Annotated in this window: 9 protein-coding genes; 6 read left to right on the top strand and 3 right to left on the bottom strand. The window is 68.7% G+C overall.

All coding sequences use genetic code 11. The annotated features are described in order from the left end of the window. Positions 1-3 precede the first annotated feature (3 nt). The 4 genes from ACWGJB_RS09620 (at position 4) to holA (ending at position 3,325) form a co-directional block, all read left to right on the top strand. Positions 4-858, top strand: coding sequence for an arylamine N-acetyltransferase family protein (locus tag ACWGJB_RS09620; RefSeq protein ID WP_453379648.1), 855 nt, complete (start codon positions 4-6; stop codon positions 856-858). A 174-nt stretch (positions 859-1,032) separates the two neighbouring features. After that, complete coding sequence (locus tag ACWGJB_RS09615) at positions 1,033-1,914, top strand: YceI family protein (protein WP_453379647.1); 882 nt, start codon at positions 1,033-1,035, stop codon at positions 1,912-1,914. A 61-nt stretch (positions 1,915-1,975) separates the two neighbouring features. Beyond that, positions 1,976-2,221 carry a hypothetical protein gene (locus tag ACWGJB_RS09610; protein ID WP_365796147.1) on the top strand — a complete coding sequence of 82 codons (246 nt, stop codon included), beginning with the start codon at positions 1,976-1,978 and terminating at the stop codon, positions 2,219-2,221. A 114-nt stretch (positions 2,222-2,335) separates the two neighbouring features. Beyond that, on the top strand, positions 2,336-3,325 hold the full coding sequence (holA, locus tag ACWGJB_RS09605) for a DNA polymerase III subunit delta (RefSeq protein WP_453379646.1): 990 nt from the start codon (positions 2,336-2,338) through the stop codon (positions 3,323-3,325). Between the two features lie 209 nt (positions 3,326-3,534). On the opposite strand, the gene rpsT is transcribed toward holA, so the two are convergent. Then, positions 3,535-3,801, bottom strand: a complete 267-nt coding sequence (gene rpsT, locus ACWGJB_RS09600) for a 30S ribosomal protein S20 (protein WP_390691950.1) — start codon at positions 3,799-3,801, stop codon at positions 3,535-3,537. A 221-nt stretch (positions 3,802-4,022) separates the two neighbouring features. Between rpsT and lepA the strand changes: the two genes are divergently transcribed. Continuing rightward, entirely contained in the window at positions 4,023-5,897 is a 1,875-nt protein-coding gene (gene lepA / locus ACWGJB_RS09595) for a translation elongation factor 4 (protein WP_453379645.1), read from the top strand. A gap of 273 nt (positions 5,898-6,170) precedes the next feature. After that, positions 6,171-8,045, top strand: a complete 1,875-nt coding sequence (locus tag ACWGJB_RS09590) for an AMP-dependent synthetase/ligase (protein ID WP_453379644.1) — start codon at positions 6,171-6,173, stop codon at positions 8,043-8,045. Between the two features lie 64 nt (positions 8,046-8,109). Here the strand turns inward: ACWGJB_RS09590 and ACWGJB_RS09585 are convergent, their stop codons facing one another. Then, the gene (locus tag ACWGJB_RS09585) at positions 8,110-8,673 is read right to left on the bottom strand and encodes a response regulator (protein WP_453379643.1); all 564 of its coding nucleotides are present in this window, start codon (positions 8,671-8,673) and stop codon (positions 8,110-8,112) included. After that, positions 8,670-12,497: a HAMP domain-containing protein gene (locus ACWGJB_RS09580; RefSeq protein WP_453379642.1), complete on the bottom strand. Its 3,828-nt coding sequence runs from the start codon at positions 12,495-12,497 to the stop codon at positions 8,670-8,672. The genes ACWGJB_RS09585 and ACWGJB_RS09580 overlap by 4 nt, the downstream gene beginning before the upstream one ends. Between the last annotated feature and the right edge of the window lie 84 nt (positions 12,498-12,581).

Here is a 12,581-nt window from a genome sequence, read left to right as displayed (position 1 = left end):
GGCATGAACGCGGTGAACAGCACGCAGACCGACGCCTACCTTCAACGGCTCGGGGCCGCCCGCCCGGCCCGGCCCACCGCCGAGGCCCTGCGGGATCTGCATCTGAGGCATCTGCGGGCCGTGCCCTTCGAGAACCTGTCGCTCCACCTCGGCGAGGAGATCGTGCTGGCGGAGGAGCGGCTGGTGGACAAGATGGTGGGCGCGGGCCGGGGCGGGTTCTGCTACGAACTCAACGGCGCGTTCTCGGCGTTGCTGACCGCGCTCGGTTTCCGGGTGACGTTGCTGGCGGGGCGGGTGTACGGGGATGAGGGGCGGCTCGGGATCCCGTACGACCATCTCGCGCTGCGCGTCGGGACGGTGGACGGGGGCGAGTGGCTGGCCGACGTCGGGTTCGGGTCGCACAGTCACTACCCGCTGGCGTTCGCGGAGCGGGGTGAGCAGGCGGATCCGGGCGGGACGTTCCGGATCGCCGGGGCCGGGCCGGACGCGGCGGGGGTCGGGGGAGGACCGGGTGCGGTGGCCGGGGACCTGGACGTGCTGCGGGACGGGAAGCCGCAGTACCGGCTGGAGGTCCGGCCGCGGGTGCTCGGGGACTTCGCGGCCGGGGCGTGGTGGCACAGCACCTCGCCGTCGTCCCATTTCACGCAGTCGCTGGTGTGTTCCCGGGTCACCGAGGACGGCGGTCGGATCACGCTCGGCGGGCGGACGCTGACGGTGACGGCGGCGGACGGGGCGCGTGAGGTACGGGAGTTGGAGCGCGACGAGGAGGTGCTGGGGGTCTACCGGGAGCGGTTCGGGATCGAGCTGGACCGTGTGCCCGTTGTGCGAACTCCACGGAACATCAACCGGAGTGGCTAAGTCGGGCGTCGCTGGAGAATGCGTCAGTACCGGCGCGTAACATGCTACTCATGGGTAGTTCCGGCATATCTGCTGGATTCCCGCGATGTGGGCCCGTGTTGCCCCGAAAGCCGCATCAGTGATCGAATGTTTCTTCGGTAACGAACGGTGGCGAGGCGTACAGGGGTGGCGTGGATGTTCGGCGGCTTGAGGGGAAACCGAACGAACCGGGTGCAGCGGACGAGTCCCCTCGCGGCGGTGCGGACTCCGCCCGACGCCGGGGTGCTGAGCTGCCGGGTGCTCGACCCGGTCAACGAGCCCGTGACGAACGCCGAGTTCGCGGTCAGCGACACCATGGGGCGCACGGTGGTCAGCGGGGGCGCGGATCCCTACGGGTCGTTCATGACGACTGTGCCGGCCGGGGAGTACCGGCTCGCGGTGTCCGCCGAGGGGTTCACGCCGTACCGGGCCACCGCGAGGGTCGGCGAGAACTGCCTTGCCTCGCTCGGTGACGTGACCCTCCAGGTCGCCCAGCCGCCGGAGCTGCCGGCGCCCGGGGACTGGGAGATCGAGCCGACGCATTCCTCGATCGCGTTCACCGCCCGGCACATCGGACTGGCCCGGGTCCACGGGCGGTTCAACTCGTTCGCGGGCGCGGTACGGATCGCCGAACCGATGGAGCGGTCCGCCCTGCACGTCGTGATCGACGCCGCGACCATCGACACCGGCGTGCGGATGCAGGACGACCATCTGCGGTCGGCGGACTTCCTGGACGTGCTGCGGTTTCCGACGCTGGAGTTCTACGGCGACCGGTTCGCGCACCGGGGCGGCACCAGGTGGGCCGTCACCGGGGCACCGTCCCTGCACGGCGTGACCCGGACGGTCACCCTCGACACGGACTACCTCGGGCTCGGCAACGGTATGGAGGGCGAGGCGCGGGCGGCCTGCCGGGCCACGACCGAACTGCACCGGGACGACTTCACCGTGAGCTGGCAGACGATGCTGGCGCGCGGGATCGCGGTCGTCGGGCCGAGCATCCGCGTCGACCTCGACGTGCAGATCGTGCCCAAGGGCTGAGCCGGTCCCTCCTGCCCGCTCCGGCTCGTTGCGGCCGGTGGCGGTACCCGAGAATGGTGCCGTGAGCGATGTGAGACATGTGCTGGTGCTACCGGACCGGGACGCGGCGGAGGAAGCCGCCGAGGCGCTCGGGGAGCGCTTCGGGATCGGTGAGGAGCCGCGGCTGGTGCGGGACGCGCTGGCGGGGGAGGACGACGCCGAGGACGCACAGTGGCTGGTGCTGCTGCGGGACGCGGAGGGACGGCTGGACCCGGCGGAGCTGGACGAGTTCGCGGGCGAGTGGGAGGGATGGCGGGAGGAGCCGTAGCGGGTGCGCGGAGCCACCGAGTCCACCCCTGCCGGCCGGCGGCGCAACGGCCCTCGCCTGGCGTCGGCAGGCGGCGCGGCCGCGTTGTCAGTGGGCCGTGGGATGCTTGGCGTGATGGCAAAGAAGACTGCTGATGACGATCCGCTCGCCCCGCTGACGCTTGCCGTGGGGCAGGAGGAGCTGCTGCTCGACCGCGCCGTGCAGCAGGTGGTGGCCGCCGCCCGGGCCACCGACGCCGACACGGACGTACGGGATCTGACCCCGGACCAGTTGCAGCCCGGCACGCTCGCCGAACTGACCAGCCCGTCGCTCTTCGCGGAGCGCAAGGTCGTCGTCGTACGCAACGCGCAGGATCTGTCCGCCGACACGGTCAAGGACGTGAAGGCGTACCTCGGGGCGCCCGCCGAGGAGATCACGCTGGTGCTGCTGCACGCGGGCGGCGCCAAGGGCAAGGGGCTGCTGGACGCGGCGCGCAAGGCGGGGGCGCGGGAGGTCGCCTGCCCGAAGATGACCAAGCCGGCGGACCGGCTCGCGTTCACGCGGAGCGAGTTCCGGGCGCTGGGCCGCTCCGCCACCCCCGAGGCCTGCCAGGCGCTCGTCGACGCCATCGGCAGCGATCTGCGCGAGCTGGCTTCCGCCGTGACCCAGCTCGCCGCCGACGTCGAGGGCACCATCGACGAGGCCGTCGTCGGGCGGTACTACACCGGGCGGGCCGAGGCGTCGAGCTTCACCGTCGCCGACCGGGCCGTGGAAGGACGTACGGCGGAGGCGCTGGAGGCGTTGCGCTGGTCGCTGTCGACCGGTGTCGCCCCGGTGCTGATCACGAGTGCGCTCGCGCAGGGGGTGCGGGCGATCGGGAAGCTGTCGGGCGCGCGGGGCGGGCGGCCCGCCGATCTCGCCCGGGAGCTCGGGATGCCGCCGTGGAAGATCGACCGGGTACGGCAGCAGATGCGGGGCTGGACGCCCGACGGGGTGGCGGTGGCGCTGCGGGCCGTCGCCGAGGCCGACGCGGGGGTCAAGGGCGGCGGGGACGATCCCGAGTACGCCCTGGAGAAGGCCGTGGTGACCATCGCGCGGGCGGCGCGGTCGCGAGGCCGGGGGTAACCGGCCGGGCGTACCGCAGGGGGAGGGGTTCGCCCGGAAATGCCGAAAGCCCCGGCGTCCGCCCTGGGGAAGGGCGAAGTGCCGGGGCATCGGTTTCAAGCTTTTCGAGCCCGTTCCCGCGTGGCGAACGCAGGCCGCGAACAGGCTCTGGGGGCCGGTCGGGGGCGGATGAGAGAGGGCCCGCCCGGGTCCTTCCGGCGTATCAAGTGTCAGCCCTGGATGGACGCGACCTTGGAAGCGAGCGCCGACTTCTTGTTGGCGGCCTGGTTCTTGTGGATGACGCCCTTGGAGACGGCCTTGTCGAGCTGACGCGCGGCAGCGCGCTGGTACTCGGTGGCCTTCTCGACGTCACCCGCGGCAGCGGCCTCACGGGCCTTGCGGATCGCGGTCTTCAGGGAGGACTTGACGGCCTTGTTGCGCAGCCGAGCCTTCTCGTTGGTCTTGATCCGCTTGATCTGGGACTTGATGTTCGCCACGAAAGAGCCTTTTCAGGTTCTGGTGCGGGACCGTGCAGATCCCGTACCGATGATTTCTCGAAGACGTGCCTCGCGCTGAGAGGGCATGAGACACAGCTGCCCAGACTAGCAGCGGGGCGGGGAACCGCCCAAACCGGTCCCCGGTCCCCGGCCATGGGACCATGGAGGCTACGTATCGATCCGACCCGAGGCATAAGGCGCCTCAAGAGACAGGACCCTGCGTGCCCGCGACCCCTAACAATGTGCCCGAGCCGAGCCGTACCGACCCGGCGCTGATCCGCAATTTCTGCATCATCGCGCACATCGACCACGGCAAGTCCACACTCGCCGACCGGATGCTCCAGCTGACCGGTGTCGTCGAGCAGCGGCAGATGCGTGCTCAGTACCTCGACCGGATGGACATCGAGCGCGAGCGCGGCATCACGATCAAGTCCCAGGCGGTGCGTCTGCCCTGGGCCCCCACGGAGGGCCCCGACCAGGGCAGCACGCACATCCTCAACATGATCGACACCCCGGGGCACGTCGACTTCACCTACGAGGTCTCGCGGTCGCTGGCGGCCTGCGAGGGGACCGTCCTCCTCGTCGACGCCGCCCAGGGCATCGAGGCGCAGACCCTCGCCAACCTCTATCTGGCGATGGAGAACGACCTCGCGATCATCCCCGTGCTCAACAAGATCGACCTGCCGGCCGCCCAGCCGGAGAAGTTCGCCGAGGAACTGGCGAACCTGGTCGGCTGCGAGCCGGACGACGTGCTGCGGGTCTCCGCCAAGACCGGTGTCGGCGTCGACGCCCTGCTGAACAAGGTCGTCAAGGACGTCCCGGCGCCGGTCGGCGTCGCCGACGCGCCCGCCCGCGCGATGATCTTCGACTCGGTCTACGACTCCTACCGCGGTGTCGTCACCTACGTCCGTGTCATCGACGGCCAGCTCAACAAGCGCGAGCGCATCAGGATGATGTCGACCGGCGCCACCCACGAGCTGCTGGAGATCGGTACGAACTCGCCCGAGATGCTGGGCGCCGACGGCCTCGGCGTCGGCGAGGTGGGCTATCTGATCACCGGTGTGAAGGACGTCCGGCAGTCCAAGGTCGGTGACACCGTCACCAGCCAGCACAAGGGCGCCACGGACGCGCTCGGCGGCTACAAGGACCCGAAGCCGATGGTCTTCTCCGGTCTGTATCCGCTGGACGGCTCCGACTACCCCGAGCTGCGCGAGGCCCTCGACAAGCTGCAGCTCAACGATGCCGCGCTCGTCTACGAGCCGGAGACCTCCGCCGCCCTCGGCTTCGGCTTCCGCGTCGGCTTCCTCGGCCTGCTGCACCTGGACGTGATCCGGGAGCGGCTGGAGCGCGAGTTCGGGCTCGACCTGATCGCGACCGCCCCGAACGTGGTCTACCGCGTCGTCATGGAGGACGGCAGCGAGCACACGGTCACCAACCCGAGCGAGTTCCCCGAGGGGAAGATCGGCGAGGTGTACGAGCCGGTCGTACGCGCCACCATCCTGGCGCCCAGCGAGTTCATCGGCTCGATCATGGAGCTGTGCCAGACCCGGCGCGGCACCCTGCTCGGCATGGACTACCTGTCCGAGGACCGCGTCGAGATCCGGTACACGCTGCCGCTCGCGGAGATCGTCTTCGATTTCTTCGACCAGCTGAAGTCGAAGACGCGTGGTTACGCGTCGCTGGACTACGAGCCCACCGGCGAGCAGACGTCCAGCCTGGTCAAGGTCGACATCCTGCTGCACGGCGACAAGGTGGACGCCTTCTCGGCGATCACGCACAAGGACGCGGCGTACGCGTACGGGGTACGGCTCGTCGCCAAGCTGCGCGAGCTCATCCCCCGGCAGGCCTTCGAGGTACCCATCCAGGCCGCCATCGGCTCCCGGGTGATCGCCCGTGAGACCATCCGCGCCATCCGCAAGGACGTCCTCGCCAAGTGCTACGGCGGTGACATCTCCCGTAAGCGCAAGCTGCTGGAGAAGCAGAAGGAAGGCAAGAAGCGGATGAAGATGGTGGGTTCCGTGGAGGTTCCGCAGGAGGCCTTCATCGCGGTCCTCAGTAGTGATGACAGCGCGGGATCGGCCAAGAGCAAGAAGTAACCGCCGGTAATAATCGGCGACGGCCGCAAAACGGGTGCAACGGGGGTCCGCCGTACGAAAGTGCGGCGGACCCCTACGCGTGCGTAGGGTCGCTCTGTGTGGAACATGCGGGGAAACAGACAGGCCGATGCCCCTTACGTACAGGCCGGTCGCGGCTTACTCTGATCCCTGCTCGATAGTTACTCGCGAGTTAAACAAGTAGTGCGAACCGCACCGTGAGTAAACCCAGCCGCACTGAGCCAGCCGCACCGTCGCGGGCCCCCGGAGGATGTCGTGAGCGACACGCAGACACTGATCGAGAACCGTCCGCCGTCCGTGGCGGCCCTCTTCCTGGAGCGCGTGGCGGCCACACCGGACGCCGAGGCCTACCGGTACCCGGTGCCCGCCGCCTCCGGTCAGGGACCGGACGACTGGAAGTCCCTGAGCTGGGGGCAGGCGGCCGAGCGCGTCTACGCGATCGCCGCCGGTCTCATCGAACTCGGCATCCAGCCCGAGCAGCGGGTCGCCCTCGCCGCCTCCACCCGCGTCGAGTGGATCCTCGCCGACCTCGGCATCCTGTGCGCCGGAGCGGCCACCACGACCGTCTATCCGCAGACCAATGCGGAGGAGTCGGCGTTCATCCTCTCCGACTCCGGGAGCCGGGTGCTGATCGCGGAGGACGCGGCGCAGGTCGCCAAGGCCGTCGAGAAGCGTGCCGAGCTGCCCGAACTCACCCAGGTCGTCGTCATCGACCCGGCCGGTGTGGAGACGGGCGACTGGGTTCTCACCCTCGCCGAGCTGGAGGAGCGCGGTGCCAAGTTCCTGGAGAAGCACCCCGAGCTGATCAAGGAGCGGGTCGGCGCGATCACCAAGGACCAGCTCGCCACGCTCATCTACACCTCCGGCACCACGGGCCGCCCCAAGGGCGTACGGCTGCCGCAGGACAACTGGTCGTACATGGCGAAGGCGATCGCGGCGACCGGGCTGGTCAGCGCCGACGACGTGCAGTACCTCTGGCTGCCGCTCGCCCATGTCTTCGGCAAGGTGCTCACCTCCGGGCAGATCGAGGTCGGCCATGTCACCGCCGTCGACGGCCGCGTCGACAAGATCATCGAGAACCTGCCGGTCGTGCAGCCCACGTACATGGCCGCCGTACCGCGCATCTTCGAGAAGGTCTACAACGGTGTCGCCGCGAAGGCCCGTGCCGGTGGCGCGGCCAAGTACAAGATCTTCCAGTGGGCGGCAGAAGTAGCCCGCGAGTACGCCAAGGCCACCCAGGACAACTTCCGCCGCACCGGCTCCGCCACCGCCCCCTTCGGGCTCACGGCCAAGCACAAGGTCGCCGACGGGCTCGTCTACTCCAAGCTGCGGGAGGCCTTCGGCGGGCGGCTGCGGGCCTGTGTCTCCGGGTCCGCCGCGCTGGCCCCCGAGATCGGCTACTTCTTCGCCGGCGCCGGTGTGCACATTCTCGAGGGCTACGGTCTGACGGAGTCCTCCGCCGCGTCCTTCGTGAACCCCGGCGAGGCCTACCGCACCGGTACGGTCGGCAAGCCGCTGCCCGGCTGCGAGGTACGGATCGCCGACGACGGGGAGATCCTGCTCCGCGGCCCCGGCATCATGCAGGGCTACCACGGACTGCCCGAGAAGACGGCGGAGGTCCTGGAGGCCGACGGCTGGTTCCACACCGGTGACATCGGTGAGCTGTCCCCCGACGGCTATCTGCGGATCACCGACCGCAAGAAGGACCTCATCAAGACGTCCGGCGGCAAGTACATCGCGCCCGCCGAGGTCGAGGGACAGTTCAAGGCGGTCTGCCCGTACGTCTCCAACATTCTCGTGCACGGCGCCGACCGGAACTTCTGCACGGCCCTGATCGCCCTCGACGAGGTCGCGATCCTGGAGTGGGCCAAGGAGAACGGCCTGGACGGCAAGTCCTACGCCGAGGTGGTGGCCGCTCCGGCGACCGTCGAGATGGTCGACGGTTACGTCAAGCAGCTCAACGAGGGGCTGCAGCGGTGGCAGACCATCAAGAAGTTCCGGCTGCTGCCCCGGGATCTGGATGTGGAGCACGGGGAGATCACGCCGAGCCTGAAGGTGAAGCGGCCGGTTGTGGAACGTGGCTACAAGCACCTGATCGACGAGATGTACGCGGGGAGCCGGGAGGCCTAGAAGGCGGCGGGTCCGTTGTCGGGTGCGGGTGCGTGGGGGCTGTTCGCGCAGTTCCCCGCGCCCTCTAGCGGGACAGCTGAGCCTTGCTCAACAGGCGCCGCAGCTCCCTGGCTACTTCTTTCAGCGTTGCTGCGTCGAGAGGCTCTTCGGACAGGCGATCCTCCAGGACCCCCAATCGCTTGCTCAGTTCGCCGAGGTCCGCCTGTTCGCGTGCCAGCAGTGACTGCAACTGCTGGTTCTTCCGGTGCAGCTCCAGGAAGACGTTGACCTTCGCCCGCAGCACCCACGGATCGAAGGGTTTCGTCAGATAGTCCGCCGCGCCCGTCGCATAACCGCGGAAGGCGTACCCGGCGTCCTCCTCCGCTCCCGTCAGGAAGATGATCGGGACGTCCTTGGTCTGGTCGAGGCGTTTGATGTTCGCGGCCGTCTCGAAGCCGTCCATGCCCGGCATGCGGATGTCGAGGAGGACCACGGCGAAGCGGCGGCGCAGCAGGGCCTTCATCGCCTCCTCACCGGAACGCGCGCGCACTATCGGCTCGTTCAGCGATCCCAGTACGGCCTCCAGTGCGATCAGGTTGTCCTCCATGTCGTCGACCAGGAGGATGCCGGCCCGCTCGTCAGCGATCATCGCCCCGTCCGTTCCTTGTCGGCGGTCTCGCCGCCGTCCGTGCTGTCGGGGTCCAGGAGTGCGCAGACGACGGTGAGCAGCTGGTCGACGTCCACGGGTTTGGGTACGTAGTCGTTGGCGCCGCGCGCGATGGACTTCTCCCGGTCGCCGGGCATCGCCTTCGCCGTCAGCGCGACGATCGGCAGACCGGTCCAGCGAGGAGCGCGGCGGATGGCCGCGATGGTCTCGTAGCCGTCCATCTCCGGCATCATGATGTCCATCAGGACCAGTTCGACGTCCTGGTTGCGTTCGAGGGTCTCGATGCCCTCCCGGCCGTTCTCCGCGTAGAGCACGGGCATGCCGACGCGGCCCAGGACGTGGGTGAGCGCGAACACGTTGCGGATGTCGTCGTCGATGATCAGGACACACCGGCCGGGCAGGATCTGGCTGGCGCGGCCGGACTGCCAGGCCTCCAGCTTGGTCGGCGCCGGCCAGGAGTCGTCGGTCTCGGGGGCGCCGGGCCTGGCGGGGTCGGGGACCGGCAGGGCGTGGTCCTCGGGGGTGGGGCCCGCCGCCGTGTGGCCGGGGCTGACGACCGGGACGTACAGCGTGAACGTCGAGCCCTTGCCCTGCTCGCTCGCCGCGACGATACGGCCGCCGAGCAGGCCCGCGATCTCGCGGCTGATGGACAGGCCGAGGCCGGTGCCGCCGTACTTGCGGTTCGTGGTGCCGTCGGCCTGCTGGAACGCCTCGAAGATCACCGGGAGTTTCTCGGCGGCGATCCCGATGCCGGTGTCCGTCACCTCGAAGGCGATCAGCTCGTCGCTGCCGCGGACGTAGTGCTGGTCGGGGTCCGTCACCCGGCCGACCCGCAGTTCCACCCGTCCCTTGGCGGTGAACTTGATCGCGTTGGAGAGCAGGTTGCGCAGGATCTGCTGGAGGCGTTGTTCGTCGGAGTACATCTCGCGCGGTACGTCCTCGCCGACCGCCACCTCGAGGGCCAGACCCCGGTCCAGGGTCAGCGGGCGGAAGGTCGCGTGGACGTAGTCGAGCAGTTTTATCAGGGGCAGGCGTTTGGGACGTACGTCCATCCGGCCGGCCTCGATCTTCGACAGGTCCAGGATGTCGTTGATGAGCTGGAGGAGGTCGGAGCCCGAGCGGTGGATCGTCGTCGCGAACTGGACCTCCTGGTCGGAGAGACGGCCGTCCGGGTTGTCGGACAGCAGTCGGGCCAGAATCAACAAGGAGTTCAGCGGAGTGCGCAGTTCGTGGGACATGTTGGCCAAAAACTCCGACTTGTACTGGGAAGAAGTCGCCAGGAGGGCGGCTTTTTCCTCCAGTTCCGCGTTGGAGCGCTGTAGTTCCGCCTGTTGTTTCTGAAGTTCGTCCGAACGTTCCTGGAGCTGCATCGCCAGCCGTTGCGACTCGCCGAGCAGGGACTCCGTGCGGGAGTTGGCGATGATCGTGTTGATGGCCACGCCGATGGTGTTGACGAACTGGTCGAAGAAGGCCAGGTGGACGTCCGAGAAGCGGGAGAAGGAGGCCAGTTCGATCACGCCGAGGAGTTTGTCCTCGAAGAGGATCGGGATGATGACGATCGTCGTCGGCGCCGCTTCGCCGAGGCCGCTGTTGATTTTGATGTAGTCCGGCGGTGCCTCTTCGACGAGGATCCGCGTCTTCTCGCGGGCCGCCTGGCGGACCAGGCCGTGCACCGGCAGGCCGCCGGTCTCGACGATCGCGCCCTGTGCCGAGCCGTAGCCGGCGATGAACGCCAGGCCCTTCGCCGGTACGGCCGTCCGCACGGCGGTGCCGTCCTCGTCCGGGTCGGCCAGGAAGAACGCGCCGTACTGGGCGTTCACCAGCGGGGTCAGTTCGCGCAGGATCAGGTCGGCGACCTCCATCAGGTCGCGGTGGCCCTGCATCAGTGCGGCGAGCCGGGCCAGGTTGGACTCCAGCCAGTCCTTCGCGCGGGTCGTCTCGCGCAGGTTGGCCACCATCAGGTTGATGTTGTCCTTCAGCTCGGCGACCTCGCCCTGCGTCTCCACCGTGATCGACCGGGACATGTCGCCCTGCGCGACGGCCGAGGCGACCTCGGCGATCGCGCGGACCTGGGTGGTGAGGTTGAGGGCGAGTTCGTTCACGTTGGTCGTCAGGCGTTTCCAGGTGCCGTACACGCCCTCCACGCGCGCCTGGCCGCCCAGTTGCCCTTCGGAGCCCACCTCGCGGGCCACGCGGGTCACCTCGGAGGAGAACGACGACAGGGTGTCGACCATCGTGTTGATCGTCGTCTTCAGTTCGAGGATCTCGCCGCGCGCGTCCACGTCGATCTTCTTCGACAGGTCGCCCTGTGCCACGGCCGTCGCCACCTGGGCGATGTTCCGCACCTGTGAGGTGAGGTTGTCGGCCATGTAGTTGACGTTGTCGGTCAGGTCCCGCCAGACGCCGGAGACGCCGAGCACCTGGGCGCGGCCGCCCAGCCGGCCGTCGGTGCCGACCTCGCGGGCCACGCGGGTCACCTCGTCGGCGAAGGCCCGCAACTGCTCCACCATCGTGTTGACGGTGTCCTTCAGTTCGAGGATCTCGCCGCGTGCGTCGACGGTGATTTTCTTGGAGAGGTTGCCGTTGGCGACGGCTGTCGTCACCTGGGCGATGTTGCGGACCTGTGAGGTCAGGTTCAGTGCCATGAAGTTGACGTTGTCGGTGAGGTCTTTCCAGACCCCGGACACGCCTCTGACCTGCGCCCGGCCGCCGAGGTTTCCTTCGGTGCCGACTTCGCGGGCGACGCGGGTGACTTCGTCGGCGAACGCCGACAGCTGGTCGACCATCGTGTTGATCGTCGACTTCAGTTCAAGGATCTCGCCCTTGGCGTCGACCGTGATCTTCTGCGAGAGGTCGCCGTTGGCGACGGCTGTCGTCACCTGGGCGATGTTGCGGACCTGTGAGGTCAGGTTCGACGCCATGAAGTTGACGTTGTCGGTGAGGTCCTTCCAGACGCCGGAGACGCCGCGCACCTGGGCCCGGCCGCCCAGCTGGCCCTCCGTGCCGACCTCGCGCGCGACCCTTGTCACCTCGTCCGCGAACGCGGACAGCTGGTCGACCATGGTGTTGACGGTGAGCTTCAGTTCCAGCAGTTCACCGGTCGCCTCGACGGTCACCGTGCGGGTCAGGTCACCCCGGGCCACCGCCGTCGTCACCAGGGCGATGTCGCGGACCTGGGCGGTCAGCCGGGACGCCATGGTGTTGACGGCCTCGGTCACGTCCCGCCAGCTGCCGGACAGGCGCTGCACCTTGGCCCGGCCGCCGAGCCGCCCCTCGGTGCCCACCTCGCGCGCGACCCGGGTCACCTCGCCGGTGAACAGGGACAGCTGGTCGACCATCTTGTTCACGGCGCGGCCCAGTCTGCGCAGATCCCCGCGCAACTGGCGGCTGCCGTCGTGCAGATCGACGCGTTGGGTCAGATCGCCGCCGGCCACCGCGTCCAGGACGCGCGTGGCGTTCGCCGCCGGGGCGACCAGGGCGTCGAGGACCTGGTTGACGTCGTTGACCCGGGACGTCCAGGCGCCCTGGCCGGGGCTGGCCGACACTCGTTCGTCGAGGCGGCCGTGGCGCACCAGCTCGCGTTTCACGCGTTGCACCTCGGTGTTGAAGTGAACGCTGCGGTCCATGATCTGGTTGAAGACCGCGCCGAGTTCGCCGACGATCCCCTCCCCGGTCTCCGGCACTTTCGTGAAGTCGCCGTCGCGGGCGGCGGTCATCGCGGCGAGCAGAGGGCGCAGTTCGGATGCTCGGAGTTGTTCCGGTTTCTGTCCGTCTTCGAGCACACGCGTAGCACTGTTCTCACTCATGGCGGCCCACTTTGGTAACTCGGTGCTTATGGGCGCAGCCAGTCTGTCACTCTGTCCGCATCGATCGGGATGTATTCGTCCGAA

This window comes from Streptomyces sp. NPDC054813, assembly GCF_053611365.1.
This window is presented reverse-complemented; position numbering and strand designations above follow the sequence as displayed.

Coding starts and splice junctions, on each gene's coding strand:
- ACWGJB_RS09620 (WP_453379648.1), top strand. CDS start 4: ATGAACGCGGTGAACAGCACGCAGACCGACGCCTACCTTCAACGGCTC.
- ACWGJB_RS09615 (WP_453379647.1), top strand. CDS start 1,033: ATGTTCGGCGGCTTGAGGGGAAACCGAACGAACCGGGTGCAGCGGACG.
- holA (WP_453379646.1), top strand. CDS start 2,336: ATGGCAAAGAAGACTGCTGATGACGATCCGCTCGCCCCGCTGACGCTT.
- ACWGJB_RS09585 (WP_453379643.1), bottom strand. CDS start 8,673: ATGATCGCTGACGAGCGGGCCGGCATCCTCCTGGTCGACGACATGGAG.
- ACWGJB_RS09580 (WP_453379642.1), bottom strand. CDS start 12,497: ATGAGTGAGAACAGTGCTACGCGTGTGCTCGAAGACGGACAGAAACCG.